The sequence below is a fragment of the Providencia sp. PROV032 genome (assembly GCF_028484875.1).
Classification (GTDB): Bacteria; Pseudomonadota; Gammaproteobacteria; order Enterobacterales; family Enterobacteriaceae; genus Providencia; species Providencia rettgeri_E.
Window position 1 is genome coordinate 278,572 of the sequence record NZ_JAMPSX010000004.1, and the last position, 20,333, is coordinate 298,904.

The window sequence follows — 20,333 nt, forward strand, 5'->3', positions numbered from 1 at the left end:
TCTTATTAACGACAAATTAATGTTGGATAGATATCTTGTATATGAATGACATCTGGAATTTGTGTAGTACATCTCTGTTTATTTCCCCAATAAATATTGAGTAACTCTTCAGGCATTACACCAATTATCCAAGCAATGCCTTGTTCTCCAACTATCCCAAGCTCAATGTTATTTTTATTACGCACGCTGGCACCAAAAGGAGGGTAAGAACCATCAGCGAGTTTTAATCGAGCAAATGTTTTTTGTCCTTGGATGACATTCAAGCGGCGATAACCGATTGCACCGCGAGTTAACGTGGCGTCCGTTACCGTTTCCAAAGCTTCAATATTGTTGGGCAATTGGCTGGTATTAATCGATGCGGTTGTTTTCCTGTAGCTACTCACATTCGGTAGAGTAGCTAACCCAAAGTGGTTAGTTTTATATACACCACCAGTTAATGGCACATTACTGACCCCAGGTGTTTCCACAACTAGACGAGTTCCTCCATATGCTGCTTGATGCATGGTGATACCTTCTTTTATTAGGGTAACCCCACCATTAATTGACCCTCCAACACTGTGATATTGGTTTGGTACATAGCTGGCATTGGCAGATAATGAAGCTGATGGAAAATTTTGATTTAGGTAGCCACTAAAGTTCATCTGGTCATTTTGGTATTGTCCAGTTTGGTAACCTATATTTAGATTATAGTTACGTTGTTCACTGTAGTTGCTATAGCCCACATTATGAGTTGCAGAACGATTTCCACTTCTATCTCGAGAATAACCTTCAGAAAAACTTAAACTACTACCAAACGTCAGGGGAACCGAAATATATAAATTAATTGCATCATCACGATATTCTGCTCGCTGAGATCGTGTTATTGATGCTGTTACGTTTAAGTTTTTGAACCCAATTGATGGTAAGTTTAATGCTGTATTTAAATAAGCACCGTATTGCTCTTCAGCTTGGCTATTCCAATAGGTGTTGTAGTGGTAGTTTCCACCAAGAGAAAAATCATCAAAATATTTATTAATATTGACCTGATAGCTCTCTTTATGGGCTTGAGAGGCTAAGCCGGTGCGACGCTCATCGAGTGTTTGTTGCAAAGTACGGTAAGTTTCATCAGAGAACCGATAGCCGGCAAAGGTAATATCAGTTCTTGCCTCATCAAAAGATTTTGAATAGCTTAGGCGATAACTGCGTCCTGTTAGAGTGTTATTTAATAAATTAGCATGGGATTGCGTGACATCAAATGATAGGCTCCCAAAAGTAAATAGGTCACGACCAAAACCTGCAGAGAGTGCTTGGTAGTTTTTGGATAAAATAGAACCACCATAAATAGACCAAATATTATTTAGCCCATATGAAAACTCACCAGAGGCGGTGAGATCTCCCTCAAGTTGGCGGCCATTGTAACGCGGTTTACCTGCTGCAAATTTGTAACGGATTTGCCCTGGGCGTGTTAAGTAAGGCAAAGCCGCAGTGGTTATACTGAATTTCTGTTCTTCACCGGTTTCTTCGCGTACAGTGACATCGAGGACTCCACGAATAGAGCTGTCCAATGTTTGGATTTGGAACGGACCTGCGGGAACCGTAGTTTCTAATACGATACGATCACGGCTTTTGACAATTACGGTTGCATTGGTTTGTGCAATACCAATAATTTCAGGTGCATACCCTGTTAATTTAGGGGGCATCATATTTTCATCGGTTTCTAACGATAAACCGGTATATTGCCATGAGTCAAAAATAGAAGAGTAAAAATAGTTTTCACCCACCGTTAAAAGCGACGCAATATTGGTTAATGATCGATACGCAAAAATACGGCTGACGATAGCATCACTATATTGGCTATTATAATTACCAGATGATTCCCTATAGTTAGCTTGGTAGTCTGCTCTAAGTCGCCATGAACTTATATTCAATCCAGTTGTACCATTAACAGAAAGATAAGTTTCTTTGGAGCCACTATTCTGGCGAGTCAAAGAGCTTGTTAATGTGTAATCAAGTAAAAAGCCATTAACCCCATCTTCCCAACGGGTTGGTGGGATCCAGCTTGGGTCGGTGTACTCTAAGTAGCTTTGGGGTAATACTAACGAGAGTGTTAATGTTGATAAATCAACATTTAAAGTTGTTCCTTCTAAATCTGATAAGTCTATACATTGATCATTGTCGCGATATTTAACTAATTGTAATCCTTTATCATTTAATCCTAATTTACTTAGTGTGTTAGATGGTAAACAGATAATATCAAATAGAGTACTTTCTGCTGATATTGAAGAGGCGACCCGAATATCTTGTGCATTACCTAAGCGCTCATTATTAACTTTAAGGGTTAAGTAGTAAGCACCAGGCATAATAAATCCAGCCTGAGAAAATTGGCTAAAGTCAATATTCTCAGTATCTTCAGTATCTAGCATATCGGTATTAAACTCTACAGAAGAGGCCATAGCAGAGACACCAGATAGATAGGAGATAATAATTAAATAGTGAAAAATATTAAATTTAGCCATAGTTTTATCATTAAAGTATTTTCAATTGGTTAATTTCTGTTTTTTATTAGTCGTAAGTTATATTAAATTTAATAATGGTAAAATAATCACCCGGTTCAGCTTCATTATCTAGGGTGTTTATTTCTGTTTCATATTTTAAAAAACTGGTTTTTGTTTTCTCATCAAAATAGATTGAGCTATTTGAAATGGAATGTGATTTATTTGGTGGTAATAAATTATTTTTTTCGTCATAAATATAAAGTAACACACCAGTTTTTGGTCCCGATAGTTTAATTGCGTCCATACGTGAGTCTTGTGGCGCAAAAAATTTAATGTTCATTCCTTTGTTATTATTAAATTTACTAATACAGTCATTTAACTTAATATTAAAAGGCTTTCTTGTTTCTATTTTTTTTTCGTCAGTATTGGTTGTATTTGTAGATGCTGAGTTATAATCAATATATTGATATTGACTATCTGTTCCTATAGAGCATGGAGATGAAACAATATTTCCTTTCAAAAATGCTTCACCGCGAAAATCATTACTTTCTATGTTTTCTATATAGGCAGAAGTATAATTAGCGAACAAAGTTATCCATAAAAGATATATTTTTTTCATAAAGAACCTTTTATAGGGAGGGGATACCCTCCCATAAGGAATTATTCGTAAGTAATTTTAAAGTCAGCAATAGAGTTGAATTCACCTTCTGTTACTGCTGTTGCAGTATCAATACGTTTTGCTAATGCGGTAAATTCTAAAACGTTTTCACCTTTTTTATTACGGATTTGACTCATAACTGATTTAGCTTCATCAAATTTAAAATCCTTGATTTGAATGCCTACGTTACTTGCTGTACCTGTAGTACCTAAAAATTCCTTATTAGCACCTACATAACTTTTCCCGCCAAAGGTAATTTTGATATCCTTAACAGCGACCCAGTTACTGTCTTTATCTTTACTGAATTCATCAAAGTTACATTCTTTTAATTTGATAGAGATATTTTTTTCAGCGGCATTACCAGCTTCTAATGAAGCACGAGAAAGTTGTCCAAAAGGAATTTCTTGTTTTACACTTTCAGATTCAATATTACATGGTGAGTTTACAACTTGCCCGCTAAAGTGTAATTCACCACCGTAGCCATTAGCTAAAGTGGAAGTAGATATAGTTGAAGCTGCAAATAAAAAAGCAATAGAAATTTTATTCAATTTCATAATTTTACATCCTTAAAAAAATAAATATCTCATTTCAATAGGTCTCTAAATAGAGGGACTGCTATCGAAATAAAAGTTAAATTTGATAATCACAAAACACTTAACGTATTCATCAAATAGTTTTTAGCGTGGTCATTTCGACGAGGGGAATGTTACCCTTAATTTAAGTTTTTCGGAATAAAAATCTTTTGTTTTAATAAAGAATGAGATATTAATCTAATATTGATTTTATATTAATGTTTTTTAATGTTTTTATTCTGAATTTTCTTTTGTTGAAATGTTTTAATGTTTGTAGGTTTAAGGTATTTTAAGGTGATTTAATATGGTGGCGTGTTTTAGAAACAAAAAAAGCATCAAGATATAAAATCTGGATGCTTTTTTTCTACTAATTAGATAGTGCAAATAAAAAGAGGAGAGAAATTTTCTTCAAAAATATAATTTTTATCACTTAACCTTTTTATTTTTACAAAGTAAAGTTGATTAATTTCAGGTACTCCTCGAATATTGAACTTACCTTTCGCCTGGTCACCGGGATCTGTAAATATATCTTCTACGCGTAAAAAAAAATGATCACCTAAAGTTTCTTTTTTAATTAGGTACTTTCTGGAAATATTATAATTTCCCCCTTCGCTATTGATTCTTCCATTCATAACAAAAGTATGCTGGTCAGGTTTGTTTTCATTAGGAATGACACTAAGCAGATAGTAGCCTTTTAAATCAGAGCGACTATCTGAGATGTTTATTTTTACAGTTGCCCTGCAGTTGGGAATGATGGGAGTATTAATGATGTGATAAGTATATAAACTTACAGAAACCAAAATTATAGCTATGGTTAGTAAGAATAATATTTTTACGGGTGATTTATCTGACATAAAAATTCTCACAGCTCACAGTTGTGTTATCTTTAGGTACAGTAGGGCAGTATGATAAAAACAAAAAGTTATCATATAAATTTTTATCATTGGCAATAATGCCTACATTATAATAAAAAACCGTTGCCGATTTTTTACAGTCGATATCTAGCTTAGTTAGTTCATTTTGAATTGTTTCAAAGCTGATTGTTGTGGTATCTGGCTTATGATAACTATTTATGTAGCGGATACTGCATTGATCGATACGACCAACTTCAGGATATTCTGTTCGGTTTGCAAAGAAATAATTTTTAAATAGGTATAATAAACAGAAAATAATGAGTCCAATAAGCGAAATTTCAACATATCGGTTATTTAACATGTAGTTTTTTTTATTTCCAGCCGCTTGGGTTTGAGTACCTTCGAGCATTTCCGATGAAGGGGTTATTTCCAAGTCAGTAGTAAATAATAATTCATCACTATTATCATTTATTTCCTCACGCCCATTCTCAATTTTTAGGCCAGCAGAAAATTTAAACCCAACTTTAGGTACAGTTGTGATAATTTCATCATCAGAAAAAGATGATAAATGGCGTCTGAGTACAGAAACACTACTATTTAGGTTATTATCAGAGACAACTTGGTTATGTTCCTCCCAAACCCTGCGTAATATGGTTTCTCGGTCAACGATATCATGGTTGTTTTGCACTAAAACTAATAACAAGCGATTTAGCGTGGTCGTTAGCTTTAAGGCATCATTAATATCGTCGGTATATAACAGCCCCTGATGACTGTCATAATTAATATGATTATTAATCAAATAGTTCATTTTTAGATTGATTCTATTTATAGTTAAAATATTTATATTATTTGAGTTTATACCTGTTATTTATGTTGTGTCAATTAAGCATATTTGGTGTAACTTTGAACTTGATTAAAAATCAAATGGTTATGTTTTTGTTTACGTATGCTATGTGTAAGAGAGGAAGCGTGGTTTGTTTTTCAGAATAATGCTATTTTTTAATGTTATTATAAAATAGCTAATATAGGTAAAAGAAATTTCAAGATGAAACATTTTATGGGGGGGAATGTTATTAGGTCACTATTATTTTAGTGAAATCATGGTATATAAAAAAATAGCCCCAAAGATAAGAGGCTATTTAATCTAAATACTTTAGCAATTAAGCGGTTGGCTCAAGTATTTGGTGCATAACAGGGTGGAATCTACGTTTGAAATAGACTAAGCCATGGCCTTCATCACGTACAATGATTTGTTTCATTTCAACCATATAGACAGAATGCGTGCCAATATCTTGAACTTGTGTGATCTCACCTTCAAGGTTGGCAAGGGCATTTTTTAACAGGGGTTGCTGTAAAATACCACTTTCCCATACACTCCAGCCGAAACGCTCTTCCATCGTTGAACCTTTCATGCCTGCGAAATGGCATGCGAGGTCTTCTTGTTCATGGCTTAGCACGTTGACACACAGGCGGCCATTCTTTTGAAATACCGCATTCATAGCGCTATTGCGGTTAACACAGACCATCAAAGTGGGTGGCGTATCTGTAACTGAACAGACTGCGGTAGCTGTGATTCCACAGCGACCCTCAGCCCCATCCGTGGTGACGATATTGACTGCTGCACCAAGACTTGCCATCGCATCTCTGAAACGCAGGCGATGTTCATTTTCTAAAGACATTTTGACCTCCTGCTGCCGATTATTTCAGCAGCGAATCTAACTGATTAATATCATTGTTGTTATGCAGGTGTGGACGTTTCCATCCGTGTTGATCGTAGTCTGATAAACAGCGATCAACCATATCTGTCATGGCTTTCATATTGCCAGAACCGTATGCATGACGCAGACATTGCAGACGAATTTCATCTTGGCTCCCTGCGTAGTTAATTTCATACAGTTCGTGGCGGCCACCAAATTCACTACCGATTGCATCCCACATAAGTTTAAGGATCTTGATACGTTCAACGTGATCCATCCCATTAGAGCCGCGAACATATTTAGCTAAATACTTATCAATTTCTGGATTATTCATATCACGAACGCTTGATGGTAGGTAAATCAGGCCACTTGTCACGTTACTTTCAATGATATTCTTGATTTTGGTGTAAGCCATTGGTGCCATAACGCGGTAAGTCTGGATGGCTTGTGTATCTGGTAGATAAGCACCGCCTTCCCATGCTTGCGCTTCAGAGGTCATTGCATCGGTTAATGACCAGAACAGATTGCGCCACGCGACCACTTCACCGAGATCGGCCTGTACACCACGGAAATCAATAACACCTGTACATTCTAAACTTTTTTGTAACAATCCGGTAATGAAGTCTAATTTAACCGCTAAGCGGACACAAGCTTGTAATGGGAATAAACGTGCAAAACCACCTTGAACTGCCCAATTACGTGCCCGGTCGAAATCACGATAAATTAGCACGTTTTCCCATGGGATTAACACGTGATCCATAACGAGAATGGCATCATTCTCATCGAAACGGCTTGATAATGGGTAATCAAATGGTGCGCCAGTGGCACCAGCCACTAATTCATAAGATGCACGTGAGATTAACTTCACGCCATCTGCATCCATTGGTGCAACAAACATCAGGGCAAAGTCAGGGTTATCGCCCATCACTTGTGCGGAACCAAAACCGATAAAATTGTAATGCGTCAATGCCGAGTTAGTCGCAACGACTTTGGCTCCACTGACGATAATCCCTGCATCTGTTTCTTTTTCGAGTTTGATATAAACATCTTTCACTTCATCAGCAGGCTTATGGCGGTCGATTGGCGGGTTAACAATCGCATGGTTAAAGTACAGGCCGCTTTCTTGAATGCGCTTGTACCAATTGCGCGCGTTATCTGCAAATTGACCATAATATTCAGGGTTTGCACCTAAACAGCTGGCGAATGCCGCCTTATAGTCTGGAGTGCGTCCCATCCATCCGTAGCTCTGGCGTGACCAATCTGCGATAGCGTCACGCTGTTGGCGCAGTTCATCGGCACTTTTAGCGAAGCGGAAGAATTTGTGAGTGTATCCACCGTTGCCTGTGTCGGTGTTCCAGCAAAGTTGGTCATGAGTCGTTTTATCATGAAGCGCATCATATAATTGTCCTATAGAAGCAGCTGAATTACGAAAAGCAGGGTGAGTGGTGACGTCTTTTACGCGCTCGCCATAAATATAGATTTCGCGGCCATCTTGTAAGCTTTTTAAATATTCTTGGCCATTAAAAGGGCGTTTAGCATCGGAACGAAAATCTTCTGGTTTCATGTCTACCTCGTTATCTCACAATGAGGGCTTGCATTGATAGGGCACAAAGGCTGCAAGCTAAATATGTTAATTTTATGTTTGTTTTGTGTTTCTTAATTGAATCGCTTTACGAGGAGGTTTTAAAGAGACTTTCTAAAGGTTTACTGGTACTTTTCGTTGAAAGGCGATTTTTGTGGAAGAAATGTGATTATCTCGATGTTTTAATATTAATATAATGCTCTGTGGTGTTTATAACGTGTTGATTGTAATTGTTAAGTTGATTTATTTCTATGTTAATGTTGTATTTTGTTTTAGTATGTTATTGTTCTTTTTTCAACCTGAGAATTCACTTTTAGTTAAGCATTGTTGGCATTTTTATAAAATTAAAACAAAATGTATAAAACATCAAAAATGTTTTTAAAATGTAAAATGTTTTGAGGGGTGACAGTTTGTAGGGACAGAGGAAAGATGGTTTGATATGTAAATAGAGAGGCTTGATGATTTTTTATCTAAATATAAGAATAAAATCACTAAGGATCTCTTTTAATGAATATTTTGTTCTCGCCATAGGCTCGGAGAGCACCCGACTAACCGGTTAAAAAACCGCGCAAAATAGGCGGGGTCTTTGAAACCGAGTTGGTAAGCAATCTCAGAAACAGGGCTATCGGAAAATAACAACATTCGTTTAGCTTCACGTAATATTCGGTCAAAAATCAATCTTTTCGGTGGCCGGTTAGCAAACCGCCGGCACATATCTTTAAGGCGTGACTCTGTGACATCAAGTTTTTTGGCATATTCAGGTACTGCAAGGTGTTCATGATAATGCAAGTCAATAAGCTGATTAAACCGCTGGAATAGACGATGTTCGCCTCTAACCCCCATTGTTGGGTGTTCATCAAGTGGAATCGAGCGCAGCAGAAACGTAAATAACGCTTGGGCTAAAGAAGCGAGGGCTTGGTCTTTACCTATATAGTTATTAGCCGATTCACGTGCCATCAATGCCCAGTAATGGTTAAAGGTATCGATATCATCAGGTTTATCAGCAACAGATAAACATATAGCTGGAATATCCACTAAGTCGGGATTTGCTGGGTATAACGACCCCAGTAATGGCGTAATTAAATCCTGTCTTACGGTTAATACATGGCCATCAGTGTCTTCTTGAGTGAAAAATGCATGGGCAACGGATGGAGGCGTAAGAATAAATAATGGGGCTTGAACGGAATAGCGCGACTCATCGAGCTGCAAAGTAATATGGCCCGTAACCAAATAATGCAATTGGAAGAAACCGTCATGGCGATGCGCTTGCATATCACGACCAAAGAAGGCCGCCATATTGCCAAAGGTTTGGTAGTGGACGTCGTCGGTGCCTTGGGTTTCGTCGTAGTCTGTACTGATGTCAATATTCGTAATTAAAGTTGAGTTACCCTTCATTCTTCGGCTCGCAGCGTTGTTGGCCTCACAAGCCAACCCTAGTCACATACTTCAGTATGCTCCTAGGGATTAGCTTGCTTGCCGCTTAGCTGCAACTCGAATTGCTCTTCATTCTTTGGCCCGCAGCGTTGTTGGCTTCACATGCTAACCCTAGTCACATACTCGTGTATGCTCCTAGGGATTAGCTTGCTTGCCGCCTAGCTGCAAGCCAAATTATTTTGAGCAATATCCATGGTTATTGAGTTACAGCACTCTAATTTATTAAACCTTATATTTTTAAGGTGTTGCCCTTGGTCTTGAGTTTTTCATTGGGATAGCAATGACTAACAGCGCGCCGACCACCAGCAAACCAGCCACAAAATAGAGGCCTGAGTTAAAGCTACCGGTTTGGTCTTTTAGCCAACCAATTAACAGTGGACTGACGGCAGAACCTATATTACCCGTTGCGTTGATAACCGCAATACCGATGGCACGAGCACGTAAACTGATTGATTGGTCTGGGGTTGTCCAGAACACGGCCATCGCAGTAAATGAACCTGTTGATGCCATGATAATACCAATTAATTGGATGACGGGATGGCTTGTCATCGCAGCGAGGATCCAGCCCGCTGCCGCAAATAAGTAGGGAAGTGCAGTGTGCATTTTCCGTTCTTGTAATCTATCAGAGCGACGACTCCAATAGATCATCCCGAGAATAGTACAAAATTGTGGGATAGCGGTTAATAGCCCAATCATGGCATTACTACTGCCTTCATTGAAGCTTTGCATGATTTGCGGTGTCCAAATATTAATCGCACTTAACGTATTGGTTAAACAGAAATAAGCAACGGTGTACATCAAGATCACTGGGGTGAAAATTTCTTTCCATAAGCTTTTGTTCTGCAATGCGGTATGGCTTTTGGAGCCATGCGGCTGCACAAGCTCTAATTGGTCTTGGTCCATCATTTCTTGCAGTGTGTCTTTGTCTTCTTGGGTCAGCCATTTGGCTTTCTTTGGCGAATCATCAAGGTAGAACCAAACCAACACACCGAGGATCACGGATGGGAAGCCTTCCAGCAGGAACAGCCATTGCCAACCTTTTAGGTTTAAAATGCCATCCATACCTAGAATATAACCGGATGCGAGTGAACCGAATGCCATGGTGACAGGCATCGCAATCATAAACAAAGCATTAGCACGAGCGCGGAAATAGGCCGGGAACCAGTAAGTCAGATAAACTAAAATCCCAGGTAGGAAGCCCGCCTCTGCGACTCCCACTAACATCCGCAGGACGTATAAGCTCGTTGGCCCTGTGGCAAACATGGTAGCCGTAGATGCGATCCCCCAAAGTACCATGATGGTGGCTATCCAACGGCGAGCGCCAACAATCCCCAACATAATGTTACTGGGAATACCAAAAATCACGTAAGTGGCGTAAAACAAGGTAGCCGCTAAGCCGAACATGGTGGACGTTAGACCGATGTCTTTCCCCATGGTTAGACCCGCAAAGCCAATATTAATACGGTCTAAGAAGGAAAAAACAAATAACACAAATAAAAAAACAATCAAACGTTTAAATAATTTATTAATTACCCGTTGCTGCGGCTCGGTTAAATTTTTATGTTGTTCAGCAGGGTTAGTGCTTGCAAGTTGTTGATTACTCATATTGTAGGGCCCTCAATTCTTTCTTTTACAGATTATTATAGGTACAAGGGACGAGTAGGCAGTCATGGTGCTGTCTGCCCAATGTTGCGATATTGATTTCTTATTTATCTAATTAAGTTATTTGTCTGTAGGGTTAAAATTAACTTATTTAGAGATAGTGTAATTAATAAACGCTTGGTGTACTTGAAGTCACCTCTGAGACGGTTTTACCAAACTTTGCGGCTAGCGCTTCTGCGGTACGAGCCAGTAGCGTGGTATCAACCCCGACGGCAACAAATAGTGCGCCGAGTTTCAGATAATGTTCAGCCACATCTGGGGCTGCCATCAAAATACCGGGTGCCAAGCCAGCCTCACGAATTTGTAAAATTGCCTTTTCGATTGCGGCTTTGACTTCAGGGTGGTTAGGGTTCCCTGAAAAGCCCATATCCGCACTAAGATCTGCAGGGCCGATAAACACACCATCGACGCCTTCAACTTTTAGGATCTCGGGAAGGTTATTCATGGCTTCACGAGTTTCAACCTGTACTATCACACACATTTCATCATTGGCACGGGTTAAATAATTAGGCACTCGGTTCCAACGGGAAGCACGTGCTAAAGCACTGCCGACACCGCGTATACCCGCTGGTGGATAGCGTGTTGCGCGTACCGCTTGTTTGGCTTGCTCTGCGTTTTGTACCATTGGCAGCAACAACGTTTGTGCGCCAATATCCAGTAATTGCTTAATAATGACCGGATCATTCCAAGGTGGGCGTACCACGGGTTGTGAAGGGTAGGGAGCAATCGCTTGTAATTGAGATAATGTCGTTTGCACATTATTTGGTGCATGTTCACCATCAATTAGTAACCAGTCAAAGCCTGCACCAGCAAGTAACTCAGCACTATATGGGCTGCACAAGCCAAGCCATAAACCAATTTGTGGTTGCCCACTTTTTAGCGCTTTTTTAAATTTATTTTCTAAAATATCCATGCCATTTTCCTTACACGAAGCGGCAGCTAATTGAACCCATATTGCCGTAATCAACGTGAAACACATCACCTTTACGAGCAGGAACAGGGCGTGTAAATGAGCCACCTAAGATAATTTGGCCTGGCTCAAGTTGCACATTATGCGGTGCTAATTTATTGGCTAGCCATGCCACGCCATTCGCTGGGTGATTGAGTACAGCAGCGGCTACGCCAGATTCTTCAATGACGCCATTACGATAGAGCAGGGCGCTAATCCAGCGCATATCCAAATCGCGTGGTTTGATTGGTCGGCCACCTAAAATCACCGCGCCATTCGCTGCGTTATCTGAAATGGTATCGAACACTTTACGTGGTCGATTGGTCTCAGGGTCGATGTTGTGACAACGCGCATCGATCAGCTCAAGGGCTGGGATCACATAGTCAGTGGCGTTATACACATCAAAGATGGTGCAGTTTGGCCCACGTAATGGCTTTGCGAGTACGAAGGCTAATTCAACTTCAATACGTGGCACGATAAAGCGGTCTGTTGGAATATCACAGCCATCATCAAAAAACATATCGTCAAGAAGCGCGCCGTAATCAGGTTCATCAATCTGTGAACTAGCCTGCATGGCTTTGGATGTTAACCCAATCTTATGGCCTTTGAGCACACGTCCTTCAGCAATTTTCACGCCAACCCACTCTTTTTGAATAGCATAAGCGTCGTCGATCGTCATTTCTGGGTGATCGAGGGATATTTGACGAATTTGCTCACGTGACTTTTCAGCCTGATTTAGACGCTGCGCGATTTGTGAGATTACATCTTTTTGTAACATGCTGTTAATACTCCTATTCACCTATTCTATTTCGAGAGCAGCGTTGCACTAAAGCGCTTCGCTGCCACTCGAACTATTCAAGGTGTAAATTGAATGCGTACCCAGCGGTACTCAATTTAACTAATTGGAAAGACCACCAAAGCAGAGGTATTTCACTTCCAAATAATCTTCAATTCCGTAGCGTGAACCTTCACGCCCCAGACCAGACTGCTTAATACCACCAAATGGGGCTACTTCGTTTGAAATAATGCCTTCATTGATACCCACCATGCCGCTTTCTAATGCCTCTGCAACACGGTAGATACGACCGATATCTTTTGAATAGAAATAAGATGCCAAGCCAAATTCAGTATCATTTGCCAGAGCAATCGCTTCTTGCTCATCGCGGAATTTAAATAAAGGTGCCAGTGGGCCGAATGTTTCTTCTTTAGCGACTTTCATGGCTTCAGTGACGCCAGTGATAACGGTAGGCTCAAAGAACAGCCCCCCTAATTTTGCCGGTTTGCCCCCAGCGATGACTTTTGCACCGTGGGAAACAGCATCCGCAATATGCTCTGTGACTTTATCGACCGCGGCTTGGTTAATCAGAGGGCCTTGCTGGGAGTCAGCTTGTGTCGCAGGGCCAATTTTCAGCTCATTCACGGCTTTTGCTAAACGAGTTGCAAATTCATCGTAAACGCCTTCTTGGACTAAGATACGGTTAGCACATACACAGGTTTGCCCACTGTTGCGGAATTTAGCCGCTAATGCACCTTGCACGGCTGCATCTAAATCAGCATCATCAAACACGATAAATGGTGCGTTACCACCGAGTTCCAGAGACATCTTTTTCACCGTATTGGCGCACTGTTCCATCAGCAATTTACCGACTCGCGTTGAGCCCGTAAATGTGAGTTTGCGAACAATTGGGCTTGAAGTCATCACGCCACCAATAGCTTTAGCATCCGTACCTGGAACAATGTTAAACACACCAGCAGGAATACCCGCTTCTTCCCCTAACGCTGCCAACGCTAATGCAGATAATGGTGTTTCTGCCGCGGGTTTTAATACCATCGTACAGCCTGCTGCTAATGCGGGGCCGACTTTGCGAGTGATCATGGCATTTGGGAAGTTCCATGGCGTGATAGCCGCAACCACACCCACAGGTTGTTTTATCGTCACAAGGCGACGCCCCGGTAAAGGTGATGGGATGGTTTCCCCATACACACGTTTACCTTCTTCTGCAAACCACTCAATAAAGCTGGCACCATAGGCAATTTCTCCCATCGATTCAGTGATCGACTTACCTTGTTCAGCACTGAGTAATTCAGCCAATTCCTTTTGGTTATCCATCATTAAACGGAACCATTTGTTTAAAATTTGGCTACGCTCTTTGGCGGTTTTAGCGCGCCATGCGGGGAGTGCTTTTTCTGCGGCTTCGATAGCTTGTTGGGTCTCTAACGCACCGACATTGCTGACGTTAGCGATAACCGCATTATTTGCAGGGTTAGTGACCTCAAACACACCTTTATTTTGGGCATCAACCCATTGGCCGTTGATATAAGCTTGTTGGCGAAATAATGTAGAATTGGTATTTATGCTCATTTTTCGTTGTTCTCCGAAGACACTGATTGGACTTGTGGGCGGATATTTTTAGCTGATAGCTGTTGGCTAACAAAACTTAACCCGGCACACAGCGCCATAACAAGTGCCATAGCGAATGGGGATTCATCTTGTAATACAGAAACTGCAACGCTGGCGACAGCCGCTAAGGCAAACTGAATGGAAATCGCAAGTGCACTGGCACTTCCTGCGATTTTCCCGCGATGTTGCAGTAAGAGTGACAAACTGTTGGTGCCGATAGCATTGACCATCGATAAGAACAGCACGACTAGAATAACAATTATGGGCAAACTTTGTTGGTAAAATAGGAGTAACAGCAGACCAAATGCTAATTGAAACCCACTTTGCATAGTCAGTATACGCGTTAAACTATAGGTTTTTAGCAGTTTAACGTTCAGCAACAACATGACAATCATCCCCAAGATGTTACAGCCGAACAGCAAACCATAATGCTGTTCAGAAACACCGAAATAATTGATGTACACAAACGGTGAACCACTGATAAAGGCAAACATACCGGCAAAAGAGAATGCCATAGTGCCAATAATACTCAGTGCTTCTCGGTCTGTGAGCACCTGTGCATAATTCTTGAAAGCGACACAAAGTATATTTTCAGAACCGCGCTGGTGGGTTAGCGTTTCAGGGAGCAAGAAAAAAATGGCACACACCGAAGCCAAGCCAATCACTGCCAGCAAATAGAAAATCACTTGCCACTGAAAATGAACAAGTAAAAACCCCCCTAAAAGTGGTGCCAGTAACGGGGCTATCATGGTCACAAGTGTCATTAATGACAGTACTTTAGGTAGCTCATGGGCAGGATAAACATCCCTTGCAATCGCTCTAGCCATAACAATGGCCGCTCCACTACCAAAAGCTTGCAGCGCTCGGAATACAATCAAGGTATTTGCGTTGGTGGCTTGTGCGCATAACAAACTGGCAATAGTGAAAATGGCAAGGCCACTTAACAACATTTTCCGCCGGCCAAGAAGGTCACTTAATGGGCCATAAAACAGCATTCCCACGCAGAAGCCAGCAAAAAAGGCGCCAAGGGTGTACTGCATTTGCCCTTGGGTGGCGTGTAATGCCATTCCCATTTGAGGAAGGGCTGGAAGGTACATATCGATAGACAATGGACCGAATGCCACGAGTGACCCCAGTAATGGGATCAAATAGTGCGGTATGTGTTTATCGAAATTTTTAACCATCTTGCCCTCTCAATAAAATGAAGAATAAAGCTTTAAACTCTTAGCCCTTAAACAAGGCATGAACATTGTTCTGTTTATAATTTAAAACAGGATCAAGCTCTTCCATGGTAAAAGACAGCGCCAGATAGCGTTTTGCCATTAAATCGGCAAAATGGACTTTGATCAGGTCGAAAATCATTTCCCCCGTTTTTTGCCTATCTTCAAGAGAGCGCCCGGCACCGATTTTTAGCGTCATATGGACAAATGCATAATCGTGTTTGCCATCAGCCATTTGCCAAGTATCTAGCCAAATTGCACGGCTACGAATGCCGCCTAATGGAAAAATACCGGTAGCAGCAAGGGCTTCATTCACTTGAGCAAACAGCTCTGGAAGTTTCGCTTCTTCACGAATGTTTTCTGTACATTCTGCATAAAAATGAGGCATAACCGTTCCTTATGCGTTGGCAGCTTGTTTATCAGTGATATAGCTAGGAAGCGGGAACACGGCATTAATTTGCCCGGTGCCTGAGCTGGCAAACAAGTCAGTTAAAACTTCCACTTTTTCAGCGTATTTATCCCAACCTAACATACCTAACAGCATCACGGTGTCGTGCATATGGCCTTCGCCATAGCAGTAATCGGCATACTCAGGCAACATTTTGCAGAACTCTTCAAAACGGCCTTCACGCCAAAGTTTGACGACGCGTTTATCCATTTGCTCATCAAATTCACGTGTGTAGCTATTCATACCGTCTTCGGCTTTTTGGTCATCAATAAAACGGTGTGATAATGACCCGCTCGCCAGTACTGCAACGGTTCCATCGTATTTTTCAATAGCAGTCAGTACGGCTTCACCTAATTTGCGGCTGTCTTCAAAACTATGAGAAGTACAGAATGCTGAAATTGAGATAACTTTAAAGTGGCGGTCACTATTCATATAGCGCATAGGCACTAATGTCGCATATTCGAGGGTTAAGCTTGGGATTTCATGAGCTTGAGCACGAACGCCTAATTTACGTGCTTCTTCACCAATCATTTGGCCTAATACCGAGTTCCCATCATATTCATATTCCATATCACGAATGAAATGTGGAAGTTCATTACTGGTGTAAATACCTTTGAAATGATCCGCACAGTTAATGTGATAGGCGCTGTTGACTAACCAGTGTGTATCAAAAACAATAATGGTATCAACGCCTAATTCACGACAACGACGGCTGATTTCTTTGTGCCCATCGATAGCGGCTTGGCGACATCCAAAATTTTTACCTGGTAGTTCTGATAGGTACATGGATGGGACGTGTGTTATTTTTGCGGCGAGTGCCAATTTACCCATTTCATCCTCTCTTACCCGTTATATTTTGAGCTGTAGCGGTGTTGGCTTCACAAAACCACCCTAATCACATACTTATGTATGCTCATAGGGATGATTTCGCTTGCCGCCTAGCTACAACTCAAACTATTTAGGGTAAGGAACGCATTACCAATTATTTGTTGTAGCTATTAATTTTTTATGAATCATTTACAGTTCAAATTATTACAGGTTGTTTAATTGACTAATTGAATAAAAACTGTTTTCAGTAACCTATACACCCCAGCGAGGGATGTTGTGGTCTCCGTAGGAGATACAGACGTTCTTCATTTCTGCGAACACTTCGAAGCTGTATTCACCACCTTCACGGCCAACACCAGAGGCTTTGACACCACCGAATGGTTGACGTAAGTCACGCACGTTTTGGGTATTTACAAACACCATACCTGCTTCGATACTGCGAGAAAGGCGTAAGATCTTGCTGACATCTTGCGTCCAAATGTACGAGGCCAGACCGTACTCCACATCGTTCGCCATACGGAGACCATCTTCTTCAGTCTTGAATGGGATCAAACAAGCGACGGGTCCAAAGATCTCTTCTTGAGCAACACGCATGCGGTTATCGACATCCGCCAGAACGGTTGGGCGCAAGAAATGACCATTTTTCAGGTGTTCAGGAAGATCCGTTGGCTTATCTGGGCCACCCGCTAACAGGGTTGCGCCTTCTTCCATACCAATGCGAATATAACCGGACACTTTGTTCCAGTGTTGCTGGCTGATCAAGGCACCGACTTGTGTTTTCGGATCGTTCGGGTCACCGACGATCAGGCGGTTTGCGCGTTCAGCAAAACGTTTTACAAACTCAGGGTAAATGCTTTCTTGAATGAAAATACGGGAGCCTGCGGTGCAACGTTCACCATTGATAGAGAAAATCGTAAACAGCGCAGCATCCATTGCGCGTTCAATATCCGCATCTTCAAAAATCAGAACTGGGGATTTACCACCCAATTCCATTGAATATTTTTTTAGCCCTGCGTTTTGCATAATGGTGCGGCCTGTTGCCGTACCTCCGGTGAATGATACTGCGCGCACATCGTGATGTTTCACCAGCGCATCACCTGCTGTTGCGCCATAACCTTGGACCACGTTCAAAACGCCCGCAGGAATACCAGCTTCTAGAGCCAGTTCACCAAGGCGATTCGCTGATAATGGTGATAACTCAGACATTTTCAGCACCGCAGTATTACCTAGTGCTAAACATGGGGCGGTTTTCCACGTTGCGGTCATAAATGGCACGTTCCATGGGGAGATTAACCCACATACACCGACAGGTTGGATCAGGGTGTAGTTCATCATTTTGTCGTCAACCGGATAGGTGCGACCATTCATTTGTTGGCAAATTTCAGCAAAGAATTCAAAGTTGTGTGAAGCACGAGGGATCAACACATTTTTGGTTTGATGAATAGGTAAACCAGTGTCTTTGGTTTCCATTTCCGCAATTTGAGGAACGTTTTCATCGATTAATTCGCCCAGACGGCGCATTAAGCGGGCACGTTCTTTCATTGGGGTATTAGCCCATTTGGGAAATGCGTCTTTTGCTGCGGCGACGGCTTGATTGATTTCATCTTGCCCACCCGAAGCGACTTCAGCGAGTACTTCGCCAGTTGCTGGGTTGGTGGTTTGAAAATACTCTTTGCTAGCAACGTTTTTACCGTTGATCCAGTGATTAATCTTAGTCATTACACACGTTCCTCATACTCTTTTTCGCTGATAATGGTGTTGACCAATCTGCCAACGCCTTCAACTTCAACAATGACTTCGTCACCCGGTACCACGTCAGACAGCCCTTTTGGTGTCCCCGTCGCAATCATGTCTCCCGGTTGCAGTGTCATAAAGTCACTGAGGTAAGCAATTAAAAATGGAATATCGAAAATGAGATCGGCCGTGGTGCCTTTTTGACGTAATTCACCATTAACATAGGTGTATAAAGCCAAGTTATGGGGATCTTTAATGGCGTCTTTATCGACGATCCAAGGGCCGATCGGCGTTAAGGTATCGCGGCTCTTAACACGTAAATTTGGGCGATAATAGTTCTCTAAATAGTCACGGATCGCATAGTCATTACACACGGTGTAGCCTGCGACATAATCCATGGCATCTTCTCTTGAGACCTTATGAGCCGTTTTTCCAATCACCACCACTAACTCAGACTCATAATGCATATATTCAACATTATCAGGGCGAACAGAAACTTGGCGGTGACCTGTTAAGCTACTTTCTGCCTTTAAGAAAATTAAAGGTTCTTCAGGCGGCTTAAATTCTAATTCGGCAGCATGGTCTGCATAGTTCAAACCAAGGGCAAATAACGTCCCTTGAGCAGGGGGTAACCATTCAACATCAGGAGAATCACCCGCGATCACATCCCCATTAGGTAATGTAATGGCTTCGTTATCACCAACAGTGACGGAATATTCAGTGCCTTTAAAAAGGATTTTGGCGCGTTTTGTTATAGTAGACATTATTTTCCTCCTGCTGCCACAACGGTATTTTTCAGGCTAGGAAAGCCTTCCGCTTGGATAACCACGTCATCACCGGGTTTGATGGTGACACGTTGCTGTGGTGTGCCGAGTAGGATCACATCCCCTTGCTTTAAGGTGGCAAAGTCACTTAATGCAGCCACTAACTCGCTAGCATCGCGGATCAGATCTTTAGTTGACCAGCGATCTACTTCTTTGCCATTTACTAGGGTGATGATATCGACAGGCGTATTTAATGACGTTGCGACCATTTCGCCAATTGGGCAGAAAGTATCACGGCATTTTGCTTTAATTGCAGGGCGATAGAAGGTGTCTTCTGGCAAGCTCACTTCATTTGCCAGTGCAAACCCAGCAATATACTGATGAGCATCAGCTTGACTGACTTTGCGTGCATTTTTTCCTATCACCAAGGCTAGCGTAGCGCCACTTTGTACTTCTTCACCTACAGGGTGCAAAATTTGCTCGCCTGAATTGATACGCGTATTACGCGGCTTAATAAACCACACCGGGGTTTTGGGTGGGGTCTTATAAGGGGCTTGCTGGAATGCCTCAAGCCAATGGCTAAGCTGGCTTTGATGATTGAGGGCAACGGCAAATACAGTGCCTTTCATTGACAACTCCTTAATGAAAAGAATTCAACTTTCGAGTAATTATTAACATATTAATAAAGTATAATTTTTAAATTAGCAATAGGTTTATGGAAATGTTAATTTTAATTGTGATCTCATTAACATAATTGAACTGTCTTTCTGTAAGGTGTTGTTATAAATAAAATTATTATTTTTCAATTTTTTTTTAGTTTACAAAAAATTAACTTTACAGTTGGGTTTTAAATTATTTACTCATTAATATTTTAGGGTTTTTCTTTGAGATTGTTATTTGGCCGTGCTACTCTTAAATAAGGCAAATTGGCGATGTGGAAATTTATGGTGATAATCAACGGGTTCACTAAAGCATTGTGCCAATAAAGCACTGTGGCAGCCGCTATAAAATACCTAAACTGGGCTAAATAACGTTAATTAAGTGGTGAGTTTTAAG

The 20,333-nt window shown here is 41.3% G+C and carries 18 protein-coding genes; all 18 read right to left on the bottom strand.

From position 1 onward, the window contains the following. Positions 1-5: 5 nt before the first annotated feature. Positions 6-2,495, bottom strand: a complete 2,490-nt coding sequence (locus PSF42_RS04375) for a fimbria/pilus outer membrane usher protein (RefSeq protein WP_272679515.1) — start codon at positions 2,493-2,495, stop codon at positions 6-8. A 46-nt stretch (positions 2,496-2,541) separates the two neighbouring features. After that, positions 2,542-3,093 carry a fimbrial protein gene (locus PSF42_RS04380; protein ID WP_272679516.1) on the bottom strand — a complete coding sequence of 184 codons (552 nt, stop codon included), beginning with the start codon at positions 3,091-3,093 and terminating at the stop codon, positions 2,542-2,544. A gap of 41 nt (positions 3,094-3,134) precedes the next feature. Further along, positions 3,135-3,686 carry a fimbrial protein gene (locus tag PSF42_RS04385; protein WP_125892060.1) on the bottom strand — a complete coding sequence of 184 codons (552 nt, stop codon included), beginning with the start codon at positions 3,684-3,686 and terminating at the stop codon, positions 3,135-3,137. Positions 3,687-4,075: 389 nt separating this feature from the next. Then, positions 4,076-4,558, bottom strand: a complete 483-nt coding sequence (locus PSF42_RS04390; protein ID WP_272679517.1) for a hypothetical protein — start codon at positions 4,556-4,558, stop codon at positions 4,076-4,078. Next, positions 4,548-5,366, bottom strand: a complete 819-nt coding sequence (locus PSF42_RS04395) for a winged helix-turn-helix domain-containing protein (RefSeq protein ID WP_272679518.1) — start codon at positions 5,364-5,366, stop codon at positions 4,548-4,550. The genes PSF42_RS04390 and PSF42_RS04395 overlap by 11 nt, the downstream gene beginning before the upstream one ends. Positions 5,367-5,718: 352 nt before the next feature. Continuing rightward, positions 5,719-6,237 (bottom strand): 4-hydroxyphenylacetate 3-monooxygenase, reductase component, encoded by a 519-nt coding sequence (hpaC, locus tag PSF42_RS04400; protein ID WP_125892066.1) that lies wholly within the window; start codon positions 6,235-6,237, stop codon positions 5,719-5,721. 19 nt (positions 6,238-6,256) lie between these two features. Continuing rightward, entirely contained in the window at positions 6,257-7,819 is a 1,563-nt protein-coding gene (hpaB, locus tag PSF42_RS04405) for a 4-hydroxyphenylacetate 3-monooxygenase, oxygenase component (protein ID WP_125892068.1), read from the bottom strand. A gap of 522 nt (positions 7,820-8,341) precedes the next feature. Then, a complete protein-coding gene (gene hpaA, locus PSF42_RS04410; RefSeq protein WP_125892070.1) occupies positions 8,342-9,232 on the bottom strand; it encodes a 4-hydroxyphenylacetate catabolism regulatory protein HpaA in 891 nt (296 codons plus the stop codon). A 276-nt stretch (positions 9,233-9,508) separates the two neighbouring features. Further along, a complete protein-coding gene (gene hpaX, locus PSF42_RS04415; RefSeq protein WP_125892072.1) occupies positions 9,509-10,876 on the bottom strand; it encodes a 4-hydroxyphenylacetate permease in 1,368 nt (455 codons plus the stop codon). A 163-nt stretch (positions 10,877-11,039) separates the two neighbouring features. Further along, positions 11,040-11,846 (bottom strand): 4-hydroxy-2-oxoheptanedioate aldolase, encoded by an 807-nt coding sequence (hpaI, locus tag PSF42_RS04420; RefSeq protein ID WP_125892074.1) that lies wholly within the window; start codon positions 11,844-11,846, stop codon positions 11,040-11,042. A 10-nt stretch (positions 11,847-11,856) separates the two neighbouring features. Next, positions 11,857-12,660 (bottom strand): 2-oxo-hept-4-ene-1,7-dioate hydratase, encoded by an 804-nt coding sequence (gene hpaH, locus PSF42_RS04425; RefSeq protein ID WP_125892076.1) that lies wholly within the window; start codon positions 12,658-12,660, stop codon positions 11,857-11,859. A gap of 120 nt (positions 12,661-12,780) precedes the next feature. Further along, the gene (locus PSF42_RS04430) at positions 12,781-14,244 is read right to left on the bottom strand and encodes an NAD-dependent succinate-semialdehyde dehydrogenase (RefSeq protein WP_125892078.1); all 1,464 of its coding nucleotides are present in this window, start codon (positions 14,242-14,244) and stop codon (positions 12,781-12,783) included. Continuing rightward, entirely contained in the window at positions 14,241-15,467 is a 1,227-nt protein-coding gene (locus PSF42_RS04435; protein WP_272679519.1) for a Bcr/CflA family multidrug efflux MFS transporter, read from the bottom strand. Before PSF42_RS04435 ends, PSF42_RS04430 begins: the two co-directional genes overlap by 4 nt. A gap of 40 nt (positions 15,468-15,507) precedes the next feature. Next, on the bottom strand, positions 15,508-15,891 hold the full coding sequence (locus PSF42_RS04440) for a 5-carboxymethyl-2-hydroxymuconate Delta-isomerase (protein WP_272679520.1): 384 nt from the start codon (positions 15,889-15,891) through the stop codon (positions 15,508-15,510). A 9-nt stretch (positions 15,892-15,900) separates the two neighbouring features. Further along, complete coding sequence (hpaD, locus tag PSF42_RS04445) at positions 15,901-16,782, bottom strand: 3,4-dihydroxyphenylacetate 2,3-dioxygenase (protein ID WP_125892084.1); 882 nt, start codon at positions 16,780-16,782, stop codon at positions 15,901-15,903. A 249-nt stretch (positions 16,783-17,031) separates the two neighbouring features. Continuing rightward, positions 17,032-18,498, bottom strand: coding sequence for a 5-carboxymethyl-2-hydroxymuconate semialdehyde dehydrogenase (gene hpaE / locus PSF42_RS04450; protein WP_213912907.1), 1,467 nt, complete (start codon positions 18,496-18,498; stop codon positions 17,032-17,034). Continuing rightward, entirely contained in the window at positions 18,498-19,277 is a 780-nt protein-coding gene (locus tag PSF42_RS04455) for a fumarylacetoacetate hydrolase family protein (protein WP_125892088.1), read from the bottom strand. Before PSF42_RS04455 ends, hpaE begins: the two co-directional genes overlap by 1 nt. Further along, complete coding sequence (locus PSF42_RS04460; protein ID WP_272679521.1) at positions 19,277-19,906, bottom strand: fumarylacetoacetate hydrolase family protein; 630 nt, start codon at positions 19,904-19,906, stop codon at positions 19,277-19,279. Before PSF42_RS04460 ends, PSF42_RS04455 begins: the two co-directional genes overlap by 1 nt. Between the last annotated feature and the right edge of the window lie 427 nt (positions 19,907-20,333).

Coding starts and splice junctions, on each gene's coding strand:
- PSF42_RS04390 (WP_272679517.1), bottom strand. CDS start 4,558: ATGTCAGATAAATCACCCGTAAAAATATTATTCTTACTAACCATAGCT.
- PSF42_RS04380 (WP_272679516.1), bottom strand. CDS start 3,093: ATGAAAAAAATATATCTTTTATGGATAACTTTGTTCGCTAATTATACT.
- PSF42_RS04385 (WP_125892060.1), bottom strand. CDS start 3,686: ATGAAATTGAATAAAATTTCTATTGCTTTTTTATTTGCAGCTTCAACT.
- hpaE (WP_213912907.1), bottom strand. CDS start 18,498: ATGACTAAGATTAATCACTGGATCAACGGTAAAAACGTTGCTAGCAAA.
- hpaC (WP_125892066.1), bottom strand. CDS start 6,237: ATGTCTTTAGAAAATGAACATCGCCTGCGTTTCAGAGATGCGATGGCA.
- PSF42_RS04435 (WP_272679519.1), bottom strand. CDS start 15,467: ATGGTTAAAAATTTCGATAAACACATACCGCACTATTTGATCCCATTA.
- PSF42_RS04430 (WP_125892078.1), bottom strand. CDS start 14,244: ATGAGCATAAATACCAATTCTACATTATTTCGCCAACAAGCTTATATC.
- hpaA (WP_125892070.1), bottom strand. CDS start 9,232: ATGAAGGGTAACTCAACTTTAATTACGAATATTGACATCAGTACAGAC.
- hpaH (WP_125892076.1), bottom strand. CDS start 12,660: ATGTTACAAAAAGATGTAATCTCACAAATCGCGCAGCGTCTAAATCAG.
- PSF42_RS04395 (WP_272679518.1), bottom strand. CDS start 5,366: ATGAACTATTTGATTAATAATCATATTAATTATGACAGTCATCAGGGG.
- hpaD (WP_125892084.1), bottom strand. CDS start 16,782: ATGGGTAAATTGGCACTCGCCGCAAAAATAACACACGTCCCATCCATG.
- hpaX (WP_125892072.1), bottom strand. CDS start 10,876: ATGAGTAATCAACAACTTGCAAGCACTAACCCTGCTGAACAACATAAA.
- PSF42_RS04460 (WP_272679521.1), bottom strand. CDS start 19,906: ATGAAAGGCACTGTATTTGCCGTTGCCCTCAATCATCAAAGCCAGCTT.
- PSF42_RS04455 (WP_125892088.1), bottom strand. CDS start 19,277: ATGTCTACTATAACAAAACGCGCCAAAATCCTTTTTAAAGGCACTGAA.
- PSF42_RS04440 (WP_272679520.1), bottom strand. CDS start 15,891: ATGCCTCATTTTTATGCAGAATGTACAGAAAACATTCGTGAAGAAGCG.
- hpaB (WP_125892068.1), bottom strand. CDS start 7,819: ATGAAACCAGAAGATTTTCGTTCCGATGCTAAACGCCCTTTTAATGGC.
- PSF42_RS04375 (WP_272679515.1), bottom strand. CDS start 2,495: ATGGCTAAATTTAATATTTTTCACTATTTAATTATTATCTCCTATCTA.
- hpaI (WP_125892074.1), bottom strand. CDS start 11,846: ATGGATATTTTAGAAAATAAATTTAAAAAAGCGCTAAAAAGTGGGCAA.